The following is a 26,759-nucleotide window of genomic DNA, read 5'->3' as shown; positions in this document are numbered from 1 at the left end:
TTGTAAGTTCTGCGTCGCGCACGAGGGCCCGGTACCAGGCAAGAATCACGCGGGCATCATGCCGAATCGTGCGCGGACGCGCTGAGGATCGTCTGACGCCGGAATTGCTCCGGCGTCAGTCCCGACTGGCGCGTGAACATCTCGATGAACGCCGACGGTGTGGCGTAGCCCAGATCGAACGCGATCGACTTTACCGTCCGTCCCGCCTCCAATCCCTCGATGGCCCGCAGAAAGCGCATGCGCTGCCGCCATTGCCCCAGCGTCATCCCCAGCTCCGTCAGACAGTGACGCGCCAGCGTGCGCTCCGTCATCGACATCGTTTTCGCCCATGCAGCGAGCGTGCGGTTATCGGCAGGCTCGCTCTGTAATGCATCCAGCACACGCACCAGCGAGGGCGACCTCGCCTGTGGCAAAAAGCGTGGCTCCGCCGGGGCCAGCGCGATCTGGTCGATGAGCACCTGCGCAAGCCGCCGGTCGGCGTCGGTCTGCGGGCATGCGACGCCGCGCTCCGCGAAGTCCAGCAGGATCGCGCGCAGCAAGCCACTGATGCGCAACGTCGCCGCCTTCGCCGGGAGGGCGCTGGCGAGCGAGGCATCGATGTACACGGATCGGTAGATCACGGCGTCCGCGTTAAAGCTCGCGTGCGTCGCCTTCGGCGGCACCCACACCGCATATTGCGGCGGCGAGAGAAAGCGCGTGCCCTCGATCTCGATCTGCATGACGCCGTTCGCCACGTAACTGAACGTGCCCCAGTCGTGACGATGCGGCACCCAGGCGGTCTGCGCGTCGAACTCGTCGTAGCGAAAGTAGACCGGGTACGGCAGCGTCTTGAAGGTCGGCCAGTTGTAGCGAACGGTCATGGTGAGGGCGCAGACGATGAGGGGCCGCCTGCCCGTGCGGGTCGATGGCGTCCATCTTACCGTTCGCCGGTCTCCTGTGCGAAAACTCGCTTCCGGTGTCATGCTGCTGGCTGACGCGCGTCGCCCGTGCGAGTGCTCGATGGGCTCGATGGGCTCGACCGGCCCGGTGACCCTCGGCGCCACGCGCTGCAACACATTCCTTTGCATCAGGAGAACGTATGAATATCGGATTTCTCGGACTCGGCACCATGGGCGCCCCGATGGCGCGCAATCTGTTGAAGGCAGGCTACTCGCTGCGCGTGTGGAACCGTTCGCGCGGCCCCGTGGACGCCCTCGCGGCTGAGGGAGCCACGCCAACGGCGAGCCCCGCGCAGGCCGCGCTCGGTGTCGACGTGCTGATCGCCATGCTGGCCGACGACGACACCTCGCGCACGGTGCTGTGCGACGGTGGCGCGCTCCACGCGCTCACGCGCGGCGCCATCGTGGTGAACATGGCCACCGTCTCGCTCGACTTCGCCCGCGAGATTCGCGCACAGTGCGAAACGCTGGGCCTGCGCTATCTGGCCGCACCGGTGTTGGGACGCGTGAATGTGGCCGAGGCCGGGAAGCTCAACGTGCTGGTGGCGGGCGAGGCGTCCGTCATCGATACGGTCCAGCCGCTGTTCGATGTGCTCGGTCAGCGCACCTGGCGGTTCGGTGACACGCCCGAGCAGGCGAACGTCGTGAAGCTCGCGTCGAACTTCATGATCGCCAGCGCCATCGAGTCGATGAGCGAGGCGGCCGCGCTCGCGCAAGGTCACGGGGTCGCAAGCAGCGACTTTCTCGAGATGGTCACGTCGACGGTTTTCAACACGCCCGCCTACACCGGATACGGCGGAGCGATTTCGAAGCAGGTGTTCGAACCGGCGGGCTTTAAGCTCGCGCTCGGCGCGAAGGACGTGCGCCTGGCGTTGCTCGCCGGCGAAGCCGCGAACGTTCCCATGCCGTTCGCGAGCGTGCTGCGCGACAACCACCTCGACAGCCTCGCGCACGATGAGGGACAGCTCGACTGGGCCGCACTGTCGCGTGTCGCACGGCGACGCGCGGGTTTGCCGCGAGGTCAGAGCAAGGGCAACGACGAAAACTGACGTTAGCTACGCGTCCAGCGGGGAACTTCGTAAGCACGCTTATAGCGGTGTTTGCACAAGGTTCCTAAGGACGGTTCCTAGAAAATATGGCAGCGGCCTCGGACGGCGGTCGCTGCCATGCGGATCCCCGGGGTTTCGGAATTTTCATAAGGAATCCGAATAGGTGTTCGCCAATATTCTCGATGTCGATTTCAACCATGCGCGCCAACGCGCTCGACATCATGAACCAACGTCCACACCTGAACCCCGGCCTGCGCACCCTGGCGCTCGCCGCGACGCTCGCGTTGCTCGCACTGCCGTCCGGCGTCAGCGCACAAAGCAACGTCACGCTCTACGGCACGATCGACTCCGGTATCGTGCACGCCAACCACACGGCGGTCGCCAACGGCCCTGGGTCGTTCACCGGCATCACAAGCAACATCATCGGCGGCAGCCGCTGGGGCCTGCGCGGTACGGAATCGCTGGGGAATGGCCTCTCGGCACTCTTCCAGATCGAAAGCGGCTTCAACGCCGTCAACGGATCGATGGGCAACGGCGGTCTCGCGTTCGGGCGTAAAGCCATCGTCGGTCTGCGCAGCAGCGAATGGGGCGAAGTGACGATCGGCCGTCAGTACGACCCGGTCGTCAATCTCGTGCAGGGTCTGACCGCAGACGGCTACTTCGGCGGCTTCTTCGCCACGCCGGGCGACGTCGACAACTACGACAACGGCGCACGTATCAACAACTCGATCCGCTATGCCACGCCGAACTTCGGTGGTCTGCAATTCGAAGGGATGTATGCGACCGGCAACGTCGCGGGGAAGGCTGGCGCGGGGCGCTCCTACGGCCTGGCGGGGGCCTACAGCAATGGTCCTGTGGCGATCGCGGCCGGTTACTTCTTCGCGGATGGCGGCAGCAATCGCGGGAACCCGCTCACCAACGGTGACTGGCCCTATCGCGAATGGACGAGCAGCGCGGGTTCGCTGTTCAACTCGCCGATCAATGCCGGGTTCCGCACCGCGAGCAAGGTGAGCATTGCACGGGTGGGCGGTAAGTACGCGATCGGTCCGGCGATTCTCGGTGTGACATTCTCGAACGCGCAGTACGGGAGCGATGCCATGTCGCTCTTCACCGGCACGGCGAAGTTCGACAGCGTGAATGCGTTCGCCACCTATGCGCTTACGCCAGCCATCAACACCGGTATCGGCTACAGCTACACGCGCATGCGCGCCGACGGCACCCTCGGAGCGCATTACAACCAGTTCAATGCGGGCGTCACCTATGCATTGTCCAAGCGCACGTCCACTTATGTGATTGGCGGCTATCAGCAAGCGGTCGGTAAAACACTGAATCAGGGACAAGCCGTGGAAGCAACAGCCTCGGTCGGCTCCTATGGCATCGACGCCGGTGCCCGCACGCAGTTACTGCTGGGCATGGGGCTGAAGCACAGCTTCTGATCTGTCCGTCTCAAGCCAATCGGCCCGAACCCGTGAAGGCATGCGGGTTTGGACCGATTTCTGCATGGAATCAACGACATTCAAATTCAAACGACTGTTTGGAAAAATCCATTAATTCGTCTAAAAAAATACACTATTCACGATTTTAAGGGTTTACCCTATTCGGGAATCTATTTAGAATCCACTCCATTGAAGTTTTATGCAGTTGCGACCGGCGCTCACCACGCTTTTTGATTTCCCATCGAATTCGATGCGTACCGGTTCATCCCGGATCGTTTCGGCGCTGCACTCAACGGGGAGAAGTATTGTGGTTTTCGTCAGTTGGTTGGTTGTCGCGGCATTGGCCATTTCGGTGTCGGCAGCACGTGTGAAGCAGTTGCACCGCCGTGCAGTGCGCAACGCCTCGGCAGCGCACATGGACCGCGTGTTGCGCTATCGCCGTAGCCACCGTGTCGCACCGTGCCCCCGCATTCAGTTTAAGGACGCCGCGTAATTCAGCGTCGTCTCGCAGTAGGTGGTAGCAGTAGCAGTAGCAGTAGCAGTAGCAGTAGCAGTAGCAGTAGCAGTAGCAGTAGCAGTAGCAGTAGCAGTAGCAGTTCGGAAGTCTTGTAGTGCTCGTAGTTCCGCTTTATCCGCAGTAGCAGTTCAGCAAGTCGCAGTATGGGTAGTTTGAAGTCTGCATCGCTGTACACGCATCAAACGCAGTCCTGTAATTCAGAAGGTCTCGCATCACCGCAGTACCCCGCAATAGCTAAGCAACACCCAAGCAATCGTTGAGCAATCCCTGCAGTTGCAATTCGCAGTACCGCAGTACTCATGCTGTATTCCGGCGCTTGTGCGATGGCCGGATGGAGAGTCAGCCCTCCCTGCTGTTACGAGGCATCGCTCTCACGCGTTAGTGCCGTACCGCCGCCCGCGCAACACTCAGGCGGCGGATTGCGCGCCCACAGCCTCGTATTGCCCACGCGTTACGTAAAACAACCCGACGCCACGATCAGACATCGCGCGCATCGGCGGACCGAAATCGTCTTTACTCTGCGACGTTTCGTTCGCTCGACGTGTCCGCCATGTGCGCCCTACAGGCCCGATCCCACGCAGTCGGATCCGGCTCGCCCGCGTTATCTCGCGGGCGTTTGGCATGCGCTTACCCGCGCGTCATGCCCGATGTATCGAAAAAGAGAAAATTGAAAGTCATGAACACCGACCCAGAGCGCGTTACCCTCACCATCAGTCTGCATCCGAACGACTTGAAGCAACTCGACCACGCGTGTCAGCGTGTGGGCATGCGCCGTGAAGATTTCTGCGTGCTGGCCACGCATCTGGAAGGCGCGCGCGTGCTCAATGGCGAGGGCCTGGCAGCACTGGCCCGTCCGTTCAATTTCGCCGCCGGTTTGCCCGCCGCACTGCGTGGCGCGTTCGCGCGCTTGTGCACGCGCTGAGTCGTTAAGCGTCAGGCGCTATACGTTTTTGGCGCCTCTCGCATCTGTGCCGCCGGTAGCCTCTTCGCGATCCGGCGAAGCCCCTGCGCCGGACATACCGAAGGCACCGGCCTCGAGCACCACCATCCCGTCGCGTCCCTGACTTTTAGCCCGATACAACGCACGATCGGCTTGCTGGAGCCATGCGTGCGGAGTGCTGAAAGCGCTCGAAAAGGGCACCAGCCCGATACTCACCGTACACTCCGTGAGCGACACGCGAAGCGCTTCGTCCTGCCGCATTTGCGCTTCTGCCTGCGCCACTCGGGCGCGCAAATCGGCGAGCAGCCGGTGCATCAGATCGCGTCCCGCCACTTCGCCGGTATTGACCAGCACGGCACCGAACTCTTCGCCACCATATCGCCCGACCGCGTCGATCTCTCGCAGACGCTGACGCAGTAGTCCGGCAAAGCGTCTGAGCGCCGAGTCGCCTGCAGCGTGGCCGAGCGTGTCGTTGATGCGCTTGAAGTGATCCAGATCCATCAGCACCAGACACGCCGGTTGCCCGGTGTGGGCGCAATGCTCGTGGATGTCGGCCAGCCGCTGCTCCCACGCCCGCCGATTGAGCAGGCCCGTCAGGCCATCGTGTCGCGACAGATACTCCATTTCCCGCGAGCGCTGCGACAGCTTCTGCGCGAGGTCATACGTCACCTTGCCGAGTGCGACCGGATACAGAATCACCATCGGCAAACTCGTGATGACGTTGAAGGTATCGGACGCGGGTGCCCAGGCAAAGCCAAGGACGGCGATCCCGATCAGAGCGCCAACAACGTTGGCCAAGAGCCCCTGAAGGAAAAGCCGTACGCCGCCCGCGCCGATGTTATCCATCGACATCATCGCGAGAACGACGACGCTCGGCAGCAGATTGAACTGCATCGCGGCGACCCAGAAGCCACCGAATGCCGCATCGATCATCAGATTCGTGCGCTCGGCGCGGTAAGGGATCGGACGCGACAGTGCGAGTACACAGGCCAGATGCGGCCAGACGAAGCCGTGGAAGATCACCAGCGCCCACAACCAAAGCGGCGTAGGCGGATCAAGTCGATAGAAGACGCCTGCGACACAGAAGAATCCGATGCCCAGACCGATGGTCCGCAGGCGATAGATGCGTCGTACGAAACGCTTGCCTTTGCCTGCAACGGCGGGATCGATACCCGCAGCAGCAGACGCCGAAGCGGCGCCCCCCGTCCTTCGGTGTTGTGGCGTGCCGTCGGCGCGCGCGTTGCTGTCTTGCTGACTCACTGACACCATGCTGCTCCGATCGACCCTCACGAACCACGGACCACGAATCAAGAACGACGGACTACGAAATGCGCGCACGATGTCATCGCACCGTGGGGCCGGGCGTTGTGCGTCGTGTGTGCGAACACATTGACATACAGTCGTCGCAGGGACCCGGAGGCGCCATTCTACCTGCGGACAACGTCGGCGAGCGCTTCCAAAGCGCACGGCGTTGAGGGTGGTCAATGTGGACCCGGACGTCACGTCCGAAATCCCTTATCGTTTGTCTGAAATTCGCTATGCGACGGATACCTTTCGGGCGGACAATTTGCCTCAGTTCGTAAGTCACCCGCCGGTCGGCCGCCCGACCGGCACATCGCATACATCATGGCTAATTTCATTCTGCCGCTGACCGCAGTGCTTATCTGGTCGGCCAACGTGATCGTCAACAAGCTCGCCGTCGGTCACATTTTCCCTGCCGAGATCGCGTTCCTGCGGTGGTTCGCCGCCGCGTTGCTGCTCACGCCGTTTGCGTTGCCCGCGTTGTGGCGCGCCCGCCGTCAATTTGCGCCGCACATGGCGCAGTACGCCACCCTCGGCGTGCTGGGCATGGCGATCTATCAGGGCCTCGCCTATTCGGCGGCGCATTACACGAGTGCCACCAACATGGGGATCATTCTGGCGCTGCTGCCCCTCACGACGCTCACGCTCGCGGTCATGCTCCTGGGCGACGCCCTCACCGCTGGCGCGCTGGCCGGTGGCCTGCTGTCGATCGGTGGCGTGCTGCTGGTCGTCGGGCACGGTTCGCTGCTACATCTCACCGATCAGGGCATCGGTGTGGGCGACGCCATGATGGTCGCCGCCATGCTCGCGTACGCCGTGTACTGCGTGCTGCTGCGCAAATGGCATCTGCCGCTCGCGCCGCTGCCGTCGCTGTACGCGCAGATCATGTTTGCCGTCATCGCGCTGCTGCCGTTCTATCTGATCTCGGAGAAAGCAGGCATTTCGATGGACAACCTGCCGGAGCTGGCCTTCGCGACGATCCCGGTGTCCATCGCCGCCCCGTTCATCTGGATGATCGGCGTTGCGCGCATCGGCCCGCGTCGCGCGACCGTCGTCATCAATCTGGTACCGATCTTCACGGCGCTGATCGCGGCCTTCGGTCTCGGAGAGCATCTCGCCGGTTACCACCTCCTGGGCGGTACGCTGATTCTCGCGGGCGTGGCACTCGGCGAAAACTGGCATCTGCCGATTCGCAAAGCGCGTGAACCGATGCCCGCTGTGGCGGATGAATTGGGAAGCGTCCGATAAATTTTGCGCTATTAGCGTCACCGACTCTTTATAGAGGCCCGCCCGTCACGCATGGGGAGGAGAGCGATATAACGTCGCAGGGCGCGGGGGGATTGATTACGCTGTGTGACTCGTCAACGGAGTTCGCCATGCAAACCAATCCACTCGCCCTGTTCGGAGACCATCTGGCCCGCTTGCGTAAGGCGCGCGGCTGGTCGCAGGAGAAGCTTGCCCTCGAGAGCGGTCTGGCTCGCTCGTATGTCAGCGGTATCGAACGGGGCAGACGCAATGTCGCCCTCGTCAACATTTGCGTGTTGGCAGACACGCTGGGCGTGCCAACGTCCGAGATGCTGCGTTTCGCTCAGGCTGCCGCGGGCAATGCGGAAGATGCAGCGACGGCCTCCGAGCGCACCCCGCTGCCGCAGATCAGCCGGTCACTGTGCAAGCTGGAGAACCGCGATCAGGTCTGGCTCGCGGAAATCATCCGCAGTCTCAGCTCGCGCCTGAGTCACGCGGCGCCGCCGTCCGCGACGAGCGCCTACGCACCCTCGTCCCAAGGTACGGCCTCCGCTGGCGTTCATGCGGGTCCATTTCACGATGTCCACGATATCCACGATGGGGACGACCCGAACGTCATCGACGACTCGGATTCCATCGACGCAATCGAGGGCTTCGATCACGTTACACGCCGTGAAGCGCCGCCTACGTCGTTCGACGGTATGCCAGCCCGTGCGGCGATCGACCCCGACTTCGACACGCGATTGCCTGTTCGCCATCAACTCTCCACAGCCTCGCCGGAGACTTACCCGGGTGTATCCCAAACGTCGGTCGACACCCATGATCCGGCGACGAATGCCAGCGCGCGTCGCTTCGGCGACCCGGACCCTCGGCAGGACAGTGAAACGGATCTCTCACCGCGACCTGCCGCAGCGCCGGGCGCAGGCGTCATTGCTCGGGAAGAGTCGCTGCGCTGGCCGCGCAGCGACGATGAACGCGAATGAGGGCGCGAACGAGGGTGCGGCTGAAGCACCCTTCAAAGCAACCCGCGCAGCGGTGAGCCATCGCCACGCCATTAGTGCTTAGGAGATCGCGCAAAGTCCCCGGGCCACACGGGGGGTGTTGCGCGATGATTCGTCTCGTAAAAGTGACTGGTTAACCTATTAAAAATAGCCGCTCTTGCGCAGACCGCGTCGTTACCGAACTCAGAGAACGTGGCGACGTGCGCGTCAACGACGACAGGAGCGACGGGGAGCCGACGCCTACCGCAATTCCACGAGGCTGGACACAATATCCGGCTCGGCTCGTCATCATCGAGTGACATCCCAACGCGGAACCTTTCAGAATCCCCGCTCTACTTCTACCGGTCAGACCAGTGTCACACTGCGCGGCGCCGGTTGACGGGAGGGCGGCAACGCGTCTCACAGCGCGTCGGTGCAGTACGGCGGTACGCGAAATAGCGCCGCCGTCACCGTCAGAACGACTGCACTCGTTGTGCCTTCTCCGAAAGTCCGCAAGAAATCTGCGCGACGCTCCCGGTAGTTCGTGCCTCACAAACGAGGGACACCCGAGGCACCGTCCCCGATGCCGGATTTTTGTTCCAATCTTCTCGTCCCGAACAAGGAAACTTTTTTATGGACACCAATTTATTTCGATTCGGCAGACATCTCGCCGGTTTGCGCAAGAAGTACAACTGGGCGCAGGACAAGCTTGCGCTGGAGAGCGGTCTCGCACGTTCCTATCTGAGTGGTGTCGAGCGCGGCAAACGCAACATCTCGCTGCGCAACATTTGCATTCTTGCCGACACGCTGGGGCTACCCCCGCATGAGTTGCTGGCCTTCGATTCGTCGAACGGCATGGCAGCGGACATCGGCGCGAGCGTGTCGGCCCCGTGCGATCCGTATCCGTCGCTCAATCGTGCCATGCAAAAGTTGTCCGACCGCGATCAGGCATGGATGGCCGATCTGGTCCGCACCCTGAGCCTACGGTTGGGCCACGGTTTGTTGCGTGACGAATGAGAGAGAAAGGCGCGCCCGGCAGCGAGGGCACATGACAGGTGAGGCGCGAGCGGCAGCACGGGGGACGACGTCGGGCCCGACGCTGCGCTCGCCGTATCAATCGGTGCCGAGGAAGGCGTCGACCGCGCGGTGAAAGGCGATCGGATTGGCGAGGTTCATGCCGTGCGACGCATCTTGAATCACCATGCGACGCGCTTCGGGCATCGCGTACGCCAGCGCGTTGAGCACGTCCGGATACGGCGCGGGACTCTCGGCACCGCCCATCAGCAGCACCGGCGCGTGGAGTGCGCCGAGGGCGTCGATCGGCAGCGGCGTGCGCGGCTCGGCGACTTGTCCGATCAGCGTGCGCGCATTGTCGCGCACCATCTGTTTGAACCACGGCACCATGCGACGCCACGTGTCCGGACCGCTCACCGTATCGATAAAGAGTGCGAGACCGCCGTCGATATCGCCCGCTTCAATGGCTTTCAATGCCGCTTCACGGAAATTGCCGCGCTCGCTGTCGAGCGGAATTTGCACCGGGCCGCCGCTGATTTCCACGCCCGGGTCGGCGAGGATCAGCGAGCGGACGGTGTCGGGAGCGAGCAACGCGGTGCGCAGCGCGACATAGCCGCCGCGTGAATGGCCCAGCACGTGCACAGGGCCGACGCCGAGCGCCGTAATGAAGGCCGCAAGATCCTCGGCGTGTTGCTCGCCGGAGAATTCACCGTCGTGGCCATTCCAGGCTTCGGGAAAATAGTGACGCAGGCTGACCGAGATGACGCGCCGACGCTGCCCCAGCGGGGCCATATTCGGCTTGAAGTATCGGTAGTCGCACAGCGATCCGTGAACCAGCACTAGCGGCGCGCCGACAGCGTCGGCGGGGGCGGGAGTTTCGACGTAGGCCATCGGGTAGCCGTTGACGTCGATCGTTTGCGGTGCAGGAACCGGCATGGAGATGCATCAGGTGAGACGAAGGCGCCAGTATACCGAGCTTGCGGCCCCTTTGCTGCAGTGCGCCACGGGCTTGACGGACCTGACACAGGACGCTGCACCGCCTGGTGTATGCTTGCGACTTTCTTCAATCCAGCGGTTTCCCGGCATGGCGCTCAAAGCCACTATCTACAAGGCCGAGGTGCAGATCACCGACCTCGACCGTCACTACTACGCATCCCACAACCTCACGATTGCCCGTCATCCGTCGGAAACCGACGAGCGCATGATGGTGCGCGTGCTGGCGTTCATGTTGTACGCGGGCGAGCGTCTCTCGTTCGGTAAGGGCATTTCGACGGCCGACGAACCGGATCTGTGGGAGCACGATTTCGGCGGCGACATCGTTCGCTGGATCGATGTCGGCCAGCCGGATGCTCGTCGTCTGGTCAAAGCGGCCGGCCGTGCAGAACACGTCGACGTGATCGCATACGGCGGCAAACCCGCCGCCGTGTGGTGGCAGGCGACCGAGAAGGAGGTCAACCGTCTGTCGAACCTCACCGTACGGATGCTCGACGACGAATCCGCCGAAGCCTTGACGGCGCTGGCCTCGCGCACGATGCGCCTGCAATGCACGATTCAGGACGGCGAAGTCTGGGTCGCAGACGACAACCACAATTTCGCGGTCAAGCTCGAAACCCTGCGCGCGGCCGCCCGCGACTGAGTCTCTGGCTCGGGCCTCGCCCCAATACATGGGCGAGCCGAAGCTGCGTTACACTTGACGTTAACGTAAATCGAGTGAACGCAGCTGTTGCGACGGCACGCGTCCACCCACGCCTGCCGCGCACCTCATGGACATCCTGATCTTCTCTCCGGACGGCAAGACTGCCGCCTATGAAACCGGCCTCGCCGAGCATCTGCCGCAGGCCAGCATTCGTGGCTGGCAGCCGGGCGACACCGCCCCCGCTGACTACATCGTCTTGTGGAAGCCGAACGCCGAAGTCCTGCAACCCCGTGAGCGTCTGAAGGCGATTTTCAACTTAGGCGCAGGTGTCGACGGCGTGCTCGGCGCACACGGCGAGAGCGCGCATCGTCTGCCGCCTGGCGTTCCGCTCGTGCGCCTCGAAGATGCAGGCATGGCCGACCAGATGGCGCAGTACGTCAGCGCCGCCGCACTGCGGTACTTTCGCCGTCTCGACGACTTCCAGACCCAGCAAATCGAAGGCCAGTGGAAATTCCAGAAGCCGAACCGGCTCGCCGACTTCCCCGTCGCGGTACTGGGTTACGGCACGCTCGGCGCGCACGTGGCCAAGGCGCTGAAGGCGTTCGGGTTTCCGGTGCGCGCCTGGAGCCGTAGCGAGCGTCAGGACGATACGGGCATCAACCTCTATCACGGCGATGCAGGCTTTGACGCCTGCGTGTCGGGCGCACGCATTCTCGTCAACCTGCTGCCGCTCACACCGCAAACAGTCGATGTTCTGAACGCCGACCTGTTCGCGAAACTCGCGCAGGGCGCATACCTGATCAACGTGGCGCGTGGCGCGCATCTGGTCGACGACGACCTGCTGGCCGCCCTCGACAGCGGCCAGATCGCCGGTGCCACGCTCGACGTGTTCCGCACCGAGCCGTTACCGGCCGAGCATCCGTTCTGGCGCGCCCCGAAGGTCACCGTGACGCCGCACATCTCGGCGCTGACGCTGCGTGACGAGACCGTCGCGCAGATCGCAGGAAAGATTGCCGCGATGTCACGCGGCGAAGCCATTACCGGCATCGTCGACCTGACGCGCGGTTACTGAGCGAATAAACGAACGACCGAGCCGCCACCCAGGCGCGTCGCGGCCGATCCCCACCAGACGAATTAGAGGAGACCGATCCCCATGTCCGCATCTCATCTGCCGCAACGTGTGAAAGTGGTCGAAGTCGGCCCGCGCGACGGCCTGCAGAACGAAAAGCAGCCCGTCGCCACGGACATCAAGATCGCGCTGATCGACCGTCTCTCGGCCGCGGGCTTCGCCAACGTCGAGGCGACGTCGTTCGTCTCGCCGAAATGGGTGCCGCAGATGGCCGACGGGGCCGAAGTCATGGCTGGCATCACGCGTCGTCCGGGCACGATCTATTCGGTGCTCACACCGAACATGCGCGGCTTCGAAGGCGCGGTCGCCGCGAAGGCGGACGAAGTGGTGATCTTCGCCGCCGCGAGCGAAGCCTTCTCGCAACGCAACATCAACTGTTCCATCGAAGAGAGCATCACGCGATTCGAGCCGGTCGCCCGCGCCGCCAAAGACGCTGGGCTGCGTCTGCGCGGAAGCATCTCGTGCGCGCTCGGCTGCCCGTATCAGGGTGAAGTGCCGGTTGCGAGCGTGGTCGATGTCGTCAAGCGACTCGCCGCGCTCGGTTGCGACGAGATCGACATTGCCGACACCATCGGCGTCGGCACGCCTACCCGCACGCGTGAAGTCATGGACGCCTGCGCGAAGGTGTTCCCTATCGAGCGTCTGTCGGGACACTTCCACGACACCTATGGTCAGGCGACGGCGAACATCTACGCCGCGCTGCTCTCGGGCATCTCGATCTTCCATTCGTCCGTCGCCGGTCTCGGCGGCTGTCCGTACGCCAAGGGCGCGACCGGCAACGTCGCGACGGAAGACGTGCTGTATCTGCTGCAAGGGTTGGGTATCGAGACAGGCATCGATCTCGAAGCGGTCGTGCACACGGGCGACTTCATTTCGCAAGCCATCGGCCGCCCGAACGCCTCGCGCGTGGGTCGCGCCATGCTCGCAAAACTGAAAGACGCCGCTGCCTCGACGAACTAACGCCTGAAAACCCCGGACCCGACCATGAACGGCACGCCACAGATCCCCGAATCCGCTGACGAACATCAACTGCCCGAAGGGGCGCGCCACGTCGCGCGGCTGCTCGCTGGCATCGGCCACGACCAGCCGATCGTGCTGCTGCCCGCTACCGGCAAGACGTCGGCGGAAGCGGCCGCAGGCCTGGGCTGCGAAGTCGCGCAGATCGCCAAGTCGATCATCTTCCGTCGCGCAGCCGACGACACACCGGTGCTCGTCATTGCCAGCGGCGTCAACCGCGTGGATGAGAAGAAGGTCGCCGCGCAAGTGGGCGAACTCGCCCGCGCCGACGCCCGCTTCGTCAAGGAAAAGACCGGTTACTCGATCGGTGGCGTAAGCCCGATCGGGCATGTCGTCTCGCCCGTCACGCTGATCGACGAAGACCTGCTGAAGCTCGCGAGCCTGTGGGCCGCCGCCGGACACCCGCACGCCGTGTTCAACCTCACGCCGCAGCAGTTGGTGGCAATGACGGGCGCACCGGTCGTCGACGTCGCGCTGCGTAGCTGACCGTAGCGCTCGACGCACCGCCGCTCACAAGAACCAGGAGACCTGCCATGCCGAGCCCCGAACTTGTGCCGGGCCTGACATTCGAGTGGACGTATCGCGTGCCGCAGAAGGCCGTGGTCCCCGAACTCTACGACGATGTAGAACTCTGCCGCGACATGCCTGCGGTGCTGGCCACGGGCTATCTCGCGGGCATTCTCGAGTGCGCGTGTCTCCAGGCAATCCGTCCCTATCTGGACTGGCCGCGCGAGCAGTCGCTCGGCACGCTCGTCTCTTTCACGCATCTGGCGGCGACACCGGCAGGCGACACCTTGCGCATCCGGGGCAAGCTGATCGACGTCGACGGGCGTACGCTTCGCTTCGAAGTGGCCGCCTGGGACGGTCTGGACAAAGTCAGCTCGGGCACGCACGAGCGTGTCATCGTCGATCAGGAACGCTTTCACGGCAAATTGCGCGAGAAAGCGACCAAGCTCGGCCTGCCCATCTGAAACCGACATTCCACGCGCTCGCCGCACGCTCATGACCTCGCTCGACTCTCCTGTCCCGTCACCTTGCACCAACATCTGCCGCATGAATCCTGCGACTGGCTGGTGCTCGGGCTGCTGGCGTACCCTCGACGAGATCGCCGCATGGTCGACGATGGCGGACGACGCTAAACGCCTCGTCTGGTCGCTGCTGCCCGCGCGCCGCGCGGAGCATGAAGCGCCGCCTGAGATGCATCGTCGCGTGGTCGCAAACAAATCGGGCGCGGACGACGCGTAGCCCTCACCGCGATACTCGCCGCCACTCACGCAATATCTGCCCAACTATCGTCATTACTCATGGGAAAAATCGTTGCCGTCGGCGAGACGTTCTCCGCCAGCCATCACTTCTCGCCGGATTCGATCCGCGAATTCTCCACGCTCGCGCACGATTTCAATCCATTGCATCTCGACGCCGAGTACGCCGCTGCCGATCCGCGTTTCGGGGGACTGATCTCGTCGGGCACGCAACAGATGTCCTATCTCGCAGCACTGCTCGCCACGCATTACTCAAAGACGGCGCAACCGCTCGGTCTGGAGTTCGACATGAAGCTGCGCCGCGCCGTGCATGCGGGCGACGACATCACCGTGCGCTGGACGGTCACCGAGAGTTTGTGGAAGGAGAAGCTGGCAGGCGACATCGTGTCGCTCGACGGTGAAGCCGTGAATCAGCACGGCGAAACGGTGATCGCGGCGACGGCCAAGATCCTCGTCTGCGCCAAACCGACCTGATCGCTGACGCAAGCGAAAGAACATCCCCATCGCCTAACGAGATACGCCCAATGACCTCGCTTACCCTGCCCGCCGGGTTGCGCGTGTTCGAGCGCGGCTGGCTCTCATCGAACAATGTGCTGTTCCTCGGCGACGAGCCCGCGCTCGTCGACAGCGGCTACGTCACTCATTCGGAACAAACGCTGGCGCTGGTGGCGCACGCGCTGCCCGAAGGCCGGGCGCTCGCCCGCCTCATCAACACGCACCTGCATTCCGACCACTGCGGCGGCAACGCAGCCTTGCAAGCCCGCTACGGCTGCCGCACGTGGGTGCCCGCCGCCGAGGCCGATCCGGTGCGCCATTGGGACGAGCGCCGCCTGTCGTTCGACGCGACCGGCCAGCAATGCGCGCGCTTTACGTTCGACGATACGCTCTCGCCCGGCGACACCGTCCCGCTCGGCGAGCACGAATGGCTGGTGCTCAGCGCGCCGGGACACGATCCGCACGCCCTGATGCTCTACAACGCCGCCGACGGCATTCTGATTTCCGGCGACGCGCTCTGGGAGCGCGGCTTCGGCGTAATCTTCCCGGAACTCGACGGCGAGTCGGGATTCACCGAGCAGGCCGCCGTGCTCGACCTCATCGAGCAGTTCGACGTCTCGCTGGTGATTCCCGGACACGGCAAGCCGTTCAACGACATCGACGGTGCGCTCGCCGCCGCGCGCGGACGTCTCGACTATCTGCAAAGCGATCCCGCCCGCAACGCCCGCAATGCGCTGAAGGTGCTCATCGTGTTCAAGTTGATGGCGCAAGGACAGATGACGGGGGCAATGCTCAAGGCGACGCTCGACACGGCGCGCGCCTGGCGCAACGCGGCGGCGATGCTCGCCCCGCCTTCCGGGTGGCCTGCGTTGCTCGACATGCTCGTCGCGGAACTGGCCAAAGCCGGTGCGCTGCGTCACGACGCCGAGACGGACACGTTGCACGCGGTGTGAGCCGGTGCCTGTCTGCGTGGAATGACATCGCACGTCCCGCTTCAGCGGCAAAAAAATAACGCCGCTCGCCAGTGACGGCAAGCGGCGTTTGAGGACGTGACGTGCCGGACGAACGCTGCGGTCGCTAACGCGGCGCTCGTCCTGCGACACCGGCTACCGGTGTCCCCTGGCACGCGTCTTTATCGTAGTCAGCACAGGGCGTCGACCCAAGAGGACTTTCCCTGATACGGCGGCGATGACCGCATCGGAACCGAAGCTTTCTTCGAGTGACCGCTCACCGGGCGCCGTTCGAATCCCCCTATAATCGAACGATCGTTCGCGAAATGGCCGTGATAGCCATGCCACGTCCCGACTGTCACGTCCAGGCGAGCGCGCACAGAACGTCCTGCCTCAGGAGACTTCATGGCCCTTCCCAAGATTCTGCAAAACCTGGCGTTGCCTGTCGTGGCGTCGCCGATGTTCATCGTGAGCTACCCGGAACTGGTGCTCGCGCAATGCAAGGCCGGTATCGTCGGCTCGTTTCCGGCGCTCAACGCGCGCGAGCCGCAGATTCTCGAAGACTGGTTGTCGCGCATCACCGAAGAGCTCGCGTCGTACAAGGCCGCGAATCCGGACGCCGTCGTCGGCCCGCTCGCCGTCAACCAGATCGTGCATCAGTCGAACCAACGGCTTGAGCACGACGTGCGCGTGTGCGTCGAGCATCGCGTGCCGATCTTCATCACGAGCCTGCGTGCGCCGCCCAGGGAAGTGCTCGACGCCGTGCACAGCTACGGCGGCATCGTGCTGCACGACGTCATCAATCTGCGTCATGCCAACAAGGCGCTCGAAGCGGGTGTGGATGGCCTGATTCTCGTCGCCGCCGGCGCGGGCGGTCATGCGGGCATGCTTTCGCCGTTCGCGCTCGTGGGCGAAGTGCGCAAGATCTTCGACGGTCCCATCGTGCTCTCCGGCTCGATTGCCAACGGCGGTTCGATTCTCGCCGCGCAGGCGATGGGGGCGGACCTCGCCTACATCGGCACGCGCTTCATCGCGTCCACCGAGGCGAACGCGAGCGACACCTACAAGCAGGCCATCGTCGACGCCAGCGCCAACGACATCATCTACACGAACCTCTTTACCGGCGTGTCGGGCAACTACATCCGCCAGAGCATTCTGAATGCGGGTCTCGATCCCGAAAACCTGCCCACGGCAGACAAGACCGCGATGAACTTCTCCAAGGCGAAAGCGTGGAAGGACATCTGGGGCGCAGGTCAGGGCGTGGGGTTGATGGACGACGTGCGTCCGGCAGCGGAGATCATTGCGCGCCTGAAGCAGGAGTACGACGACACGCGCAAGCGCCTCGCGGGCTGACACGTCATGGCGCGGGGCCACTGTCGCCTCGCGCCGTATAACCACCTCGACATCCCTTCGCAAATTCGCAGAACCGACAGCACGATCCAGCGAAACGCAAGCATCCGCGCGCCTGCCAGTGGCAATCTCCTCCACCCGGGCTGGCGCATGACACCGTCGTCAACGACACATGCACGGCCCGCCTTATGTGCCCTTATGAGCTTTAAGGAGGCCTTCCCATGTCGCATGTGCCACACCATCGCGCGATCGGTTCCGCGCCCTGCTACAGACTCTCCCCTGCCGCCAACCGCCGCCAGAGCAGCCGCTTCGGCGCGCATGAGTTTCCGCGTCACTTTCGCGGCACGCACGCATCGCCGCGTGCGCATGCCGCCGTGGCAAACGGCCCATGCCGAAATGCCCAGGCCAAGGCATCTTCCATCGGGCACTGGCAGACGGCGTTTGCGCTGACGGTCGTCGCCAACCTCGTGCCGCTCGCACTGGCGGGACCGAGGCTTCCGTTCTCACGAGATGAGCAACGTCCACGCGACGATGCCGCAGACGACGCCGCACCGCACGCCCACGATATCGCCGCCATCACCGGGGACCACGTGCAGCGCGTCCCCGTACAACACCCCACTGCCCTCAAGGCCGACTACTCTCTGCCTCAACTGATGCGTGCGCTCGGCGCATCGAGCGCACCGTTCCAGAATCTCGGGCGGGCGATCAACGAGATGCACGTCCTCGTCGCAGGCCAGGAACTCGACCCGGAAACGCTGGAAACCGTGAAGGATGTCGGCAGCTTCATCGACATGGTAACGGCGTTGATTCCATCGGTACAAAACGCCCGTCTCGGCGGCCATGTGGCGCAAGCGGCTGCCGAGGCCGCTGAGGGCAAACCCACGAATGCCGAGCGCATCGGTGCCTTGATTCAGATGAGCGACCCACGCGCGTTGGGGGCGTCGATGCCTGTGCAAGCCGGTGCGCCGTCGGCGGATCTCGTGTCGTCGGCGTGGTTACTCGCTGAGCGTTCGGGCCCGACTCATGAACTCCACGATGTCCACGACGTTGAGCAAGCCAACGACGACGGGGGCGTCGAACCCAACGTTGAAGACGACGTCATTGCCGCCGCCGCTGCTGATGCCCGTGCCGAAGCGAACATCGACGCGCAAGACGGGAAGCCCGTGTCCGCCGTCAACGCCGATTCCCCTGCAGGCGATCCGCTCGATCCGCTCGATCCGCCTGTCGATACACCTGAAACGTCACGGAACGGCCAGCCTGCTAGGCTCCCCGAACACCGCATCGATGGCGAACGCGATCACCTCCGGGGCTACGAACAAGCGCTCCCGCCCGGCGCACCCCCCGACGCGGCGCGTCCACAGTTGTTCACCGTCGACACGCGCCATTATCTCGGCGGAGAGGCAGGGTTCTATCGCCTGAGCGCGACGCCGCAGGTAAATCACTGGCTGGCCGACGCACCCCGTGGCACCCGCGCTCAGGTGCCGGTGACGTATGACCCGCAGACCGGGAGATGGCAGGCGCAAGCGCCGCTGCGGCTATGCGGTGGCGGCTGCGGTCCGAGCCGCGAATCGACGCCCGACAGCGTTGCGATGAGCCGGAACCAGATCGCAGACGCGATTCGCCACATTCCCGACCGCGACATTCGGGACGCCATTCAGCTCGCCTATCGCGATCTCAGCCACTTGCATCTGATGCGTACGAATCGGGAGGATCTGCGTGCGTTTCGCGACAACTCCATCGTCGGCCACCGGAAGATTCTGGTGCCGCAACTGATGCGTCTCGATCCGTACGCAACGCTTTTCGAGCAACAGCGCGAGGCCGCCGAGATTACGGCGATTCATTACGACAGCTATGTCGATACGGGCGTCTACGACCTCAGTCCGGAAGCGTTCTGTCAGGAGAATGCCGAGATTCTGTTCCACTACCTGCTCGCGCGCGGGGTGCCGAGTCATCACATCCGCATCATGACGATCCAACCCAAGAGCCAGCCAGCGCATGTCATGGTGCTTTACACCGAGTCGGACCAATTCATCGATCTGCTCGACCTGTCGACGCCGCAACCGCCGGTGCAGGGGTATGTCGACGGCATCAGCGCAGAGCGCTTCACTGCGGCGCTGTTCCTGACGCGAGACGTCACCGTCCTGCTCGACCCGTGGAGCCGGATCAAAGCGTCCTCGTTCGTCGATTCGGACAGCATTGAGGAAATGATGCACGAACTGGATATCGCGCTGGCCGATACGGGACACCGTCCTGGCAACCCCTTCAGGGTCTCGCTGACGCGCCCTTACCCCGCACCTCGGGATCGCGCACTCGCCAGGCGGCCGAGTCCGCGCGGATCGCGTGTCTCGCAGGGCTCAAAGGGATCACAGGGATCACAGGGGTCTGGCGGCTCTCAGGGTTCAAAGGATTCCGGTGGCGACGGAAGCGGCGAGAGCGGTGGGAGTGAGGCGTCGACAGCGACGTAAGGTGATCGCCATCGCCGGATGAAACGCTTCCCGGGTACCTTTCATTTACATCGCTATCCGAAATAGCGATCATCCAAAAACGACAGACGCTCTGACCGATGCGCAAGCCCGGCGCATCGGTGCGATGGCAGTCTTCATCTCCCGGGCCACCGAAACGTCAAGGCGCTGCACACGCGCTGCGACCGGTGGCCCATTACTTCGGGAGAGCACGCCATGCCGCACGCTTTGCATCACAGCCCCCGGCACTTCATGCCGCACTACGGCCTGTCACCCGCACGCCAGCATCGCGCTTCATCGGGCGAAAGGCCCGACGGCTTTCATGTCACCTTCCGTCGTGCGCGGTATGCACGCCGTGCGAGCCATTCGATACATGACGTGCATCATGTCCGAGACGCGCATGAAGTCCCGCACACAGTCGACGCATCGACGCGTGCGCGGCGGGCGTCCGGCGTCTGGCCTGTCGCATTTGCCGTGCTTTTCGTGGCGAATCTGGTGTCGCCTGCCGCTGGCGCCATCCCGCGTCGCAATCTCGTCGCCGATTCGAACGAGGGCAACGACCTTGTTCCACACCGTGCAGAGGACCCGGTATTCGCACCGCAGACCGAGGCGCAGACGAACAGCACATCCGCGCCGGATGACGTCGACATCCGTCTCGTCGAGCGTACTCGTTTCAAGACCGGCTACACGCTGATGGACATGCTCAGAATCATTGCGGCGTCGCGATCGCCGTTCGAGGAATTCGGTGCCTCGCTGGGCGACGCGTACGACGTCTTCGCCGATACACCGGTTGCGACCGAAACGCGAAAGTCGGTCACGCGCACCGGTAAAGTGCTGGACCTCTCCACGAGCCTGATTCCCCAGGTACGCCTGAGTCGCGTGCCCGGCGATATCTCATACGTGGCGGCCCGGCAGATCGATGGCAAACCGCCCGTCAGCGACGACATGCTGATGCTGATGCAGGTACTCGATCCGCGCACGTGGCAAAGCAACGTCCAGACAGAGGTCGTGGTACCCGGTGCCGCAATGTCGGCGGCCGACGCACCTCGCGTTCCCATCGGCGCGACGCCGGACTCGATACCGGGCGCAACGAAACAGGCCGCGCCGGGACTGCGCAGTCCGGCCCCCGTCGACGCGCGTCCGCCGATCGCCGACATTCGCCTGCGCGAAACGGAAGCCTTACCGGAAGATTTCATCGGCGACGCCCCAAACTTTTCACCCATCGGAGCATTCCAGTCGCCGACGGCGATTGCCGGAGAGCGCGAACATCTCGCGGGTTACGAGCAGACGATTGCGACAGACCGCCTGCCACCCGCCGACGCCACACGTGTGATGCTGATCGACGGCCACCACTACCTCTCGGGCGATCATGGCTATTACCGCGTGACGAAGGGGACACACGAGAACCTTTGGTTCGTCGATGCACCGCGACGCGACAAGGCGCAAGTCCCGGTGACACGCGACCCCGAGACCGGCGGGTGGCGTGCAGACCCGCCGTTGCGGTTGTGCGGCGGTGGGTGCGGACAAAGCAAGAACCTACTCGGGTCCGATAGCATCGTGGACGAATGGATGACGATTGCATCGGCGATCTCGCATCTGCCCGAACTCGACACCCAGGATGCCATTCATGCGGCCTTCGGTAGTCTGAGCAGCCTGAAACTGTTGCGCGGCAACCGGGCCGATCTGCGCGCGGCGCGCGACTATTCGATCGTCAGTCACCGCGCAGCACTGCGCAAGGCGATGCGCAACATCGATCGCGAAGCGCCTTTGCTGCAACAGCAACGCGAGACGGCGGCGGCCACCGCGATGCACTACTCCGACAACCCGCACGCCGAGGCCTTCTGTCAGGAGAACGCCGAGATCCTCTTTCATCTGCTACTTGAGGGCGGCGTGCCCGACACGCGGATTCGCATGATCACACTCAATCCGCAGAACCGTCCGTCACACGTCGTCGTGCTGTACACCGAGGCACAGATGCTCATCGACATGCTGCACATGGCCACGCCACAACCGGCGATGTACGGCCGTCCCGACGGCATCGGCAGAAGGATGTTCGCGCGCGCGGTGTTCCTCACGCGCGATTCGACGCTCATTCTCGATCCTTGGGGCAGAGCAAAAGCCACCGGGTTCGTCGAAGCAGGCACCGATCTCGACATCGAGCGTCAACTCGATAACCTGCTCGCCACGATGGGGCACGGCGAAGGTCATCCGTTCACCGTCTCGATCACTCGCCCTCTCAGGGAGTCGCCGCATGGCTCGCGCCCTCGCAGTTCAAACAGTGCCAGTAGCGCCAACAGTCCGGTGAGTCTCAGCAGCGAGGGCAGCAGCGTCTTCAATTTCCCGACCCGGTCGGACACGCCGTCGTCGGCAGAGGATGCGCCGACGGTCGGCATGCCGGAACGCTGACCCCGGACGCCCGTGCCGTCAGGCAACGCTAGCGGCGGGATTGCCCCCCCTTCATCCTCGTCGTGCGGCGCACCGGACGCTACCTTCGGAGACGTTGCCATGCCCTATTCATCACATTGCCGTGTCATTGGACCCGCCCCCTGCTACGGACTGCGCGCTTCGGAGTCGTCTTCGCGAACACGAGGTGCGCCCGGTAATCCGCTCGCCAGAACGTTCCGGCACGCCCATTCGGTCTGCGCGACCCCATCCAGTCGCGCCGAGCGCGCGCCGGCGTCGCGCAGAACCGCCTATTCCGTGCCCTCGGCCACGGGCGGCGCGTGGCCCGCAGCGTTCGCCATCCTCTTCGTCGCCAATCTGATCGCACCGGCGAGGAGTGCCGTGCCGTGGGGGTCGGCCAGGCACAAGTCGCCACCGGCCCCCGCCGGTCCGAGAGATAGCGCGTATCAGATTTCCGCCGGCGGTCATGCGGGTCATTTGCCAATGCCCGGCAAAGCGGTCGACGTCGTGGCCGTGCGACCCGTGGAGACATCGCTCATCAAATCGAACTACACCCTCTCGGAGTTTCTGTATGCCATCGCGACGTCGAGCGAACCCTTCCGAAACGCAGGCGACTCGCTGCTGGAGATGTACACGCTGGTCACCGGCGAAGAAGTTCGGGCCGACACGCGTAAATCGGTCGGTCAATGGACTTCAGCGCTGGACTTCGCCACCGGACTGGTGCCCGATGTCGGGATCGCGCGAATTCCGGGCGATGCCGCGGGCATTGCCGCCGATCAGATGGAAGGTCGCCCCGTGGCGGCGGAGCGGTTGATCGATATGGTTCAGGCGGCGGACTCTCATAACTTTGGAAGTCGGGGGGCCGTCCGGAAGCCACCGGACATCGCCGCCATGCGTGAAGAGAAGCAGCGACAAGTGTCCCAACGCAAGGCCCAAAGCAAGGCGTCACGCTCGTCTGGCGGCGCACAGCCGGACACCGGTGCGCATGTCGACGCACACCGAGAACGCAATGTCGCCGCCAACGAAGACAATGCGGCGCTTGCCGCAGAACACACCGTGGACGCCCGCCCTCGTGACATGCCGTACATGGCGCATGGCTGGCCGCATGACTGGCCGCATGAGTGGCATATCGCTGGCGAGAACGAGCATCTGCAGGGTTATGCGCAATCGCTGCCGCCCGACAAATTGCCCATCGATCCGCAGCGGCGGATCGTCACGATCGACGGGCGTTTCTACCTGCGCGGCGAGGCCGGCTACTACCGGGCGACGCGTGGGCACAGCCTCGACCATTGGCTGATCTCGGCACCGAAGGGCAGTGGCCGCGCCGCGACCGTGCCTGTACATGTCGACGCCGCCAGCGGGCGCTGGCAGGCGGAAGCACCGCTACGGCTTTGCGGCGGCGGCTGCGGCCCAAGCCGTGAATCCACACCCGACAGCATCGCGCTCGACCAGGACAAGGTGAGAGACGCCGTCGCCCATCTGCGCAACGCGGACATACGCGAGGCGATCATCTACGCGTTCGACGATCTGGCCGCCCTGCATCTTTCGCGCAGCAATCGTCCCGACCTTCAGGCGACCCGCGACAACTCGATCATCGATCACCGCATGGCGTTACGGACATCGATGAAGCGAATCAAACGCAGCCTTCCGTTACTCAAACAACAGCAGGAAGCAGCGTTGATCACCACGCTGTACTACTACTGGAACCCTTACGCCGAAGCGTTCTGTCAGGAAAACGCGGAGATCCTCTTTCATCACCTGCTCGTCAACCAGGTGCCCCTCGAAAACCTCCGCATGATCACGATAAAGCCGAAGAACCGTCCACCGCATGTGATGGTGCTCTACACGGAGTCGGCGCGACTGATCACGTTGCTTGAAGAGGCAACGCCGCACCCGCCGCTGAACGTGGGGCCGGACGGACTCGTCGACATACTGTTCGCGCGCGAAGCTTACGAAGCCCGCGATTCCACCGTGCTGCTCGATCCGTGGAGCCGGTCGCGGGCCACGTCGTTCGCGGATGCCGCGCATGCGGTCGCAATGGTCGACGCGCTTGACGACGCCTTCGCCGAGATCGGGCATCGGCCGGGCAGCATGTACTGGGTCTCGATCACACGGCCTCTCGAGCAGAGCAGAGGCAGCGTGAGCAGCCTTGGGAGTGCAGGCAGCAGCGGCTCGTTCGGCGGCTCCGGGAGTTCGGCCAGTGGCTCAAGCGCATCGGTCCTTGCGGGGGCAACGGGGGTCGCCGTATAGCGCCAGGCGACGATTTCGAGAAGGTCATTAACGTGATTAACGTCATGAACGCAGCATGTCCTTGGAGATTTCTCCGTGAATTTGACAACCCACCACCGCCCCATCCGCCCGACACCGTGTTACGGCCCATCGCCCGCCGTGATGCGCACGCGCGACGCTGCCGCCCGTCTCTGCGCCTTCCCCCACACCTTTCGCCGCGCTCGCAGCGCACGGGCATCCGATGACGCTCTCGAAACGCGTATGTCGTCAAGCCAATCCGGCAGCGCGCCGTGGTCCGCAGCGTTTGCGATTCTTCTGGTGACGAACTTCGTCACGTCCGCATCGGCATCACCGCCGCGAGCATTTCGTGACGCATCGGCGCGCGCACCGGCACCGAACGGCCTCGACGATCTCCACGAAGCACCGCAGTCGGACGACGTTGTCGCCAGGCTCGTACCACCGGTTCTGCTCAAGTCTCGGTACTCGCCGCTCGACGTACTCAGAGCCGTCGGGGCCGCGCGATCGCCATTCGCCAGCATCGGCGAATCGATGACCGACGTTTATGCGCTCATGACCGGCCGCGAGGTCCCACGCGAGACGCGCGAAACCGTCAGAACATGGGGTACGGCCATCGACATTACCTCCAGCCTCATTCCCGAAGTGCAGCTGTTGCGACTGCCTGCAGAGGTCAGCGACATCACCGTTGATAGCATCGACGGCAAGCCCCCGGCCATCGACCGGCTGATCGCGTTGATGCAGTTCGCCTCCCCGCGCGCCAGTGGCTCGCCCGCCACGCCCGACCTGGCACCGCCGGAGCGCTCCGCGAAGGTCGATGTCCGTCATGCACCGGAAGCGCCCCCGTGGTCGGCGCCGAAGGACGAGCGCATCGGGATCGTCGAATTGCCGGACAACCTGGCGTCTGAAAAGCCGACGAGCCGCTTCACCATCGCGGGCGAGTTCGACCATCTCGACGGCTATGAGCAAACGTTCACTCAGGCCGAGTTGCCCACGGAAAAGGCGACGCGTCTTGTCGTCGTCGGCGGTCATCGCTTTCTGCGCGGCGAAGCGGGTTACTACCGCGTATCGCAAGGCATGAGCGGCGATCACTGGCTTATCGATGCGCCACGTCAAACGCGGGCGCAGGTGCCGGTGACGTACGACCCGGTCACCGATCAGTGGCGGGCGCATGAGCCACTGCGCGTGTGTGGCGGCGGCTGTGCGCCGAGTCGCCCCATCAGCCCCGACAGCATCGCCACGAGTTTCGACAACATCTTCGCCGCCACCATGCATGTCACCGACGAAAGCGCGCAGGAGGCGATTCACAATGCTTTTGCGGATCTGAGCCGCCTGCATCTGGTGCGCTCCAACCGCCCCGATCTGCGCGCATTGCGCGACAACTCGATCATCGATCACCGCGCAGCCCTGCGCGTCGCGATGCGCGACATCGACCCGCAGTTGCCGCTCGTCAAACAGCAGTGTCTGGTCGGCGAAGCCACCGCGCGGTACTACTACGCTCACCCGTTCGCCGAGGCGTTCTGCCAGGAAAACGCGGAGATTCTCTTCCACTTTCTGGTTCAGGACGGCGTGAGCACCGATCAGTTGCGCATGATCACCGTGCAGCCCAAGAACCGCTCTCCGCACGTCATGGTGTTCTACTCGGAATCGCACCGTTTCATCGACATGCTCGATGCGTCGACACCGCGTCTTCGCGAGAGCCTGCGCCCGGACGGCCTCTCCTCGGGGCAGTTCGCGTGGGCCACCTACATGACGCGCGACACGACCCTGCTGCTCGATCCGTGGAGCCGCAACAAGGCCGTCTCCTTCGCGTGGGCCAAAGAACCGCAGGATGTCGTCGACATTCTGGACGTGGCCTTCGCCGACATCGGCCACCGCAACGGCAATCCGTACACGGTGTCGGTCACCCGTCCGCTTGCCTCGCGCCGCAGCTCGCCCGGCAGCCAGTCGAGTCTGGGCAGTGCGGGCAGCGCCGGGACGGGATCGGGTACGTCGCGCAACTCCCCCAACTCGGCGCCCTCTTCGTCGAGTCCTCGCCTGAGCGTTTCGATCCCACGCGCGACGGGACGCCGCGGCGTGTCCGTGCCATCGGATCTCGAACCACCCGGGAGTGAATCGTCCGAATCCGCACCGCAAGCGGACTGACCGATCGCTCGCTTCATCCCCCTTCTACGTGGACGCTGCTATGCCTTATGCCTCGTATCGTCATGCCACTGTCGCCGCCCCCGTTTATCCGCTTTCGCACGCAGTGCAGCATCGCAAGGTGTCGGCACGCGCCGACGCCTGCGTGAGCGTACAAAAGAAAAGACACTTCAGCATCGCGTTCACTCACGCACGCCTGGTGACGTCGTCGCACACATCGCACCCCCTGCGCCCTTTGCACCCTTCGC

22 protein-coding genes are annotated in these 26,759 nt (G+C 63.9%); 19 read left to right on the top strand and 3 right to left on the bottom strand.

Going from position 1 to position 26,759, the window contains the following annotated elements; genetic code table 11:
* Window positions 1-56 precede the first annotated feature (56 nt).
* The gene (locus NA29_RS01985) at window positions 57-860 is read right to left on the bottom strand and encodes an AraC family transcriptional regulator (RefSeq protein WP_039395158.1); all 804 of its coding nucleotides are present in this window, start codon (window positions 858-860) and stop codon (window positions 57-59) included.
* Between the two features lie 218 nt (window positions 861-1,078).
* On the opposite strand from NA29_RS01985, the gene NA29_RS01980 reads away from it, so the two are divergent.
* The 3 genes from NA29_RS01980 to NA29_RS01965 all read left to right on the top strand — a co-directional run bounded on the left by NA29_RS01980 (window position 1,079) and on the right by NA29_RS01965 (window position 4,862).
* Window positions 1,079-1,987, top strand: coding sequence for an NAD(P)-dependent oxidoreductase (locus NA29_RS01980; protein ID WP_052252443.1), 909 nt, complete (start codon window positions 1,079-1,081; stop codon window positions 1,985-1,987).
* 221 nt (window positions 1,988-2,208) lie between these two features.
* The gene (locus NA29_RS01975) at window positions 2,209-3,423 is read left to right on the top strand and encodes a porin (RefSeq protein WP_052253161.1); all 1,215 of its coding nucleotides are present in this window, start codon (window positions 2,209-2,211) and stop codon (window positions 3,421-3,423) included.
* 1,193 nt (window positions 3,424-4,616) lie between these two features.
* On the top strand, window positions 4,617-4,862 hold the full coding sequence (locus NA29_RS01965) for a hypothetical protein (RefSeq protein ID WP_039395154.1): 246 nt from the start codon (window positions 4,617-4,619) through the stop codon (window positions 4,860-4,862).
* A gap of 18 nt (window positions 4,863-4,880) precedes the next feature.
* On the opposite strand, the gene NA29_RS01960 is transcribed toward NA29_RS01965, so the two are convergent.
* Window positions 4,881-6,149 (bottom strand): diguanylate cyclase, encoded by a 1,269-nt coding sequence (locus tag NA29_RS01960; RefSeq protein WP_084104137.1) that lies wholly within the window; start codon window positions 6,147-6,149, stop codon window positions 4,881-4,883.
* 357 nt (window positions 6,150-6,506) lie between these two features.
* Here NA29_RS01960 and NA29_RS01955 point away from each other — a divergent pair, with 357 nt between their 5' ends.
* From NA29_RS01955 to NA29_RS01945, 3 genes are all read left to right on the top strand, one after another.
* A complete protein-coding gene (locus tag NA29_RS01955; RefSeq protein WP_052252442.1) occupies window positions 6,507-7,430 on the top strand; it encodes a DMT family transporter in 924 nt (307 codons plus the stop codon).
* Window positions 7,431-7,558: 128 nt separating this feature from the next.
* Window positions 7,559-8,410 carry a helix-turn-helix domain-containing protein gene (locus NA29_RS26460; protein WP_084103385.1) on the top strand — a complete coding sequence of 284 codons (852 nt, stop codon included), beginning with the start codon at window positions 7,559-7,561 and terminating at the stop codon, window positions 8,408-8,410.
* A 630-nt stretch (window positions 8,411-9,040) separates the two neighbouring features.
* On the top strand, window positions 9,041-9,424 hold the full coding sequence (locus NA29_RS01945; RefSeq protein WP_039395151.1) for a helix-turn-helix domain-containing protein: 384 nt from the start codon (window positions 9,041-9,043) through the stop codon (window positions 9,422-9,424).
* 96 nt (window positions 9,425-9,520) lie between these two features.
* Here the strand turns inward: NA29_RS01945 and NA29_RS01940 are convergent, their stop codons facing one another.
* Complete coding sequence (locus tag NA29_RS01940; protein WP_039395148.1) at window positions 9,521-10,357, bottom strand: alpha/beta fold hydrolase; 837 nt, start codon at window positions 10,355-10,357, stop codon at window positions 9,521-9,523.
* A gap of 148 nt (window positions 10,358-10,505) precedes the next feature.
* Between NA29_RS01940 and NA29_RS01935 the strand changes: the two genes are divergently transcribed.
* From NA29_RS01935 to NA29_RS01875, 13 genes are all read left to right on the top strand, one after another.
* Window positions 10,506-11,057, top strand: coding sequence for a YaeQ family protein (locus NA29_RS01935; protein ID WP_039395145.1), 552 nt, complete (start codon window positions 10,506-10,508; stop codon window positions 11,055-11,057).
* A gap of 127 nt (window positions 11,058-11,184) precedes the next feature.
* Entirely contained in the window at window positions 11,185-12,129 is a 945-nt protein-coding gene (locus tag NA29_RS01930; RefSeq protein ID WP_039395143.1) for a 2-hydroxyacid dehydrogenase, read from the top strand.
* A gap of 81 nt (window positions 12,130-12,210) precedes the next feature.
* A complete protein-coding gene (locus tag NA29_RS01925) occupies window positions 12,211-13,146 on the top strand; it encodes a hydroxymethylglutaryl-CoA lyase (protein WP_039395141.1) in 936 nt (311 codons plus the stop codon).
* 24 nt (window positions 13,147-13,170) lie between these two features.
* Window positions 13,171-13,689: a YbaK/EbsC family protein gene (locus NA29_RS01920; RefSeq protein ID WP_039395138.1), complete on the top strand. Its 519-nt coding sequence runs from the start codon at window positions 13,171-13,173 to the stop codon at window positions 13,687-13,689.
* Window positions 13,690-13,736: 47 nt separating this feature from the next.
* Complete coding sequence (locus tag NA29_RS01915; RefSeq protein ID WP_039395135.1) at window positions 13,737-14,174, top strand: thioesterase family protein; 438 nt, start codon at window positions 13,737-13,739, stop codon at window positions 14,172-14,174.
* An 82-nt stretch (window positions 14,175-14,256) separates the two neighbouring features.
* On the top strand, window positions 14,257-14,448 hold the full coding sequence (locus NA29_RS01910) for a DUF1289 domain-containing protein (protein ID WP_318182390.1): 192 nt from the start codon (window positions 14,257-14,259) through the stop codon (window positions 14,446-14,448).
* Between the two features lie 59 nt (window positions 14,449-14,507).
* Window positions 14,508-14,939 (top strand): MaoC family dehydratase, encoded by a 432-nt coding sequence (locus tag NA29_RS01905; protein ID WP_039395132.1) that lies wholly within the window; start codon window positions 14,508-14,510, stop codon window positions 14,937-14,939.
* 50 nt (window positions 14,940-14,989) lie between these two features.
* Window positions 14,990-15,913 carry an MBL fold metallo-hydrolase gene (locus NA29_RS01900; RefSeq protein WP_039395129.1) on the top strand — a complete coding sequence of 308 codons (924 nt, stop codon included), beginning with the start codon at window positions 14,990-14,992 and terminating at the stop codon, window positions 15,911-15,913.
* Window positions 15,914-16,315: 402 nt separating this feature from the next.
* Window positions 16,316-17,263 carry an NAD(P)H-dependent flavin oxidoreductase gene (locus tag NA29_RS01895; RefSeq protein WP_039395127.1) on the top strand — a complete coding sequence of 316 codons (948 nt, stop codon included), beginning with the start codon at window positions 16,316-16,318 and terminating at the stop codon, window positions 17,261-17,263.
* A gap of 218 nt (window positions 17,264-17,481) precedes the next feature.
* Window positions 17,482-19,725: a hypothetical protein gene (locus NA29_RS01890; RefSeq protein ID WP_039395124.1), complete on the top strand. Its 2,244-nt coding sequence runs from the start codon at window positions 17,482-17,484 to the stop codon at window positions 19,723-19,725.
* Window positions 19,726-19,938: 213 nt separating this feature from the next.
* Window positions 19,939-22,128: a hypothetical protein gene (locus NA29_RS01885; RefSeq protein ID WP_157127338.1), complete on the top strand. Its 2,190-nt coding sequence runs from the start codon at window positions 19,939-19,941 to the stop codon at window positions 22,126-22,128.
* Window positions 22,129-22,422: 294 nt separating this feature from the next.
* Complete coding sequence (locus NA29_RS01880) at window positions 22,423-24,375, top strand: hypothetical protein (protein ID WP_039395119.1); 1,953 nt, start codon at window positions 22,423-22,425, stop codon at window positions 24,373-24,375.
* A gap of 240 nt (window positions 24,376-24,615) precedes the next feature.
* Window positions 24,616-26,514, top strand: a complete 1,899-nt coding sequence (locus NA29_RS01875) for a hypothetical protein (RefSeq protein WP_039395116.1) — start codon at window positions 24,616-24,618, stop codon at window positions 26,512-26,514.
* Window positions 26,515-26,759: the final 245 nt, after the last annotated feature.

The sequence above is a fragment of the Pandoraea sputorum genome, assembly GCF_000814845.2.
Taxonomy (GTDB): domain Bacteria; phylum Pseudomonadota; class Gammaproteobacteria; order Burkholderiales; family Burkholderiaceae; genus Pandoraea; species Pandoraea sputorum.
Note: the sequence above shows the minus strand (reverse complement) of the source record. Positions and strands in the feature narration are given on the sequence as shown.

What these genes read in the sequence shown, in the direction of transcription:
- NA29_RS01985 (WP_039395158.1), bottom strand. Translation starts at nt 860, where the DNA reads ATGACCGTTCGCTACAACTGGCCGACCTTCAAGACGCTGCCGTACCCG.
- NA29_RS01980 (WP_052252443.1), top strand. Translation starts at nt 1,079, where the DNA reads ATGAATATCGGATTTCTCGGACTCGGCACCATGGGCGCCCCGATGGCG.
- NA29_RS01975 (WP_052253161.1), top strand. Translation starts at nt 2,209, where the DNA reads ATGAACCAACGTCCACACCTGAACCCCGGCCTGCGCACCCTGGCGCTC.
- NA29_RS01965 (WP_039395154.1), top strand. Translation starts at nt 4,617, where the DNA reads ATGAACACCGACCCAGAGCGCGTTACCCTCACCATCAGTCTGCATCCG.
- NA29_RS01960 (WP_084104137.1), bottom strand. Translation starts at nt 6,149, where the DNA reads ATGGTGTCAGTGAGTCAGCAAGACAGCAACGCGCGCGCCGACGGCACG.
- NA29_RS01955 (WP_052252442.1), top strand. Translation starts at nt 6,507, where the DNA reads ATGGCTAATTTCATTCTGCCGCTGACCGCAGTGCTTATCTGGTCGGCC.
- NA29_RS26460 (WP_084103385.1), top strand. Translation starts at nt 7,559, where the DNA reads ATGCAAACCAATCCACTCGCCCTGTTCGGAGACCATCTGGCCCGCTTG.
- NA29_RS01945 (WP_039395151.1), top strand. Translation starts at nt 9,041, where the DNA reads ATGGACACCAATTTATTTCGATTCGGCAGACATCTCGCCGGTTTGCGC.
- NA29_RS01940 (WP_039395148.1), bottom strand. Translation starts at nt 10,357, where the DNA reads ATGCCGGTTCCTGCACCGCAAACGATCGACGTCAACGGCTACCCGATG.
- NA29_RS01935 (WP_039395145.1), top strand. Translation starts at nt 10,506, where the DNA reads ATGGCGCTCAAAGCCACTATCTACAAGGCCGAGGTGCAGATCACCGAC.
- NA29_RS01930 (WP_039395143.1), top strand. Translation starts at nt 11,185, where the DNA reads ATGGACATCCTGATCTTCTCTCCGGACGGCAAGACTGCCGCCTATGAA.
- NA29_RS01925 (WP_039395141.1), top strand. Translation starts at nt 12,211, where the DNA reads ATGTCCGCATCTCATCTGCCGCAACGTGTGAAAGTGGTCGAAGTCGGC.
- NA29_RS01920 (WP_039395138.1), top strand. Translation starts at nt 13,171, where the DNA reads ATGAACGGCACGCCACAGATCCCCGAATCCGCTGACGAACATCAACTG.
- NA29_RS01915 (WP_039395135.1), top strand. Translation starts at nt 13,737, where the DNA reads ATGCCGAGCCCCGAACTTGTGCCGGGCCTGACATTCGAGTGGACGTAT.
- NA29_RS01910 (WP_318182390.1), top strand. Translation starts at nt 14,257, where the DNA reads ATGAATCCTGCGACTGGCTGGTGCTCGGGCTGCTGGCGTACCCTCGAC.
- NA29_RS01905 (WP_039395132.1), top strand. Translation starts at nt 14,508, where the DNA reads ATGGGAAAAATCGTTGCCGTCGGCGAGACGTTCTCCGCCAGCCATCAC.
- NA29_RS01900 (WP_039395129.1), top strand. Translation starts at nt 14,990, where the DNA reads ATGACCTCGCTTACCCTGCCCGCCGGGTTGCGCGTGTTCGAGCGCGGC.
- NA29_RS01895 (WP_039395127.1), top strand. Translation starts at nt 16,316, where the DNA reads ATGGCCCTTCCCAAGATTCTGCAAAACCTGGCGTTGCCTGTCGTGGCG.
- NA29_RS01890 (WP_039395124.1), top strand. Translation starts at nt 17,482, where the DNA reads ATGTCGCATGTGCCACACCATCGCGCGATCGGTTCCGCGCCCTGCTAC.
- NA29_RS01885 (WP_157127338.1), top strand. Translation starts at nt 19,939, where the DNA reads ATGCCGCACGCTTTGCATCACAGCCCCCGGCACTTCATGCCGCACTAC.
- NA29_RS01875 (WP_039395116.1), top strand. Translation starts at nt 24,616, where the DNA reads ATGTCGTCAAGCCAATCCGGCAGCGCGCCGTGGTCCGCAGCGTTTGCG.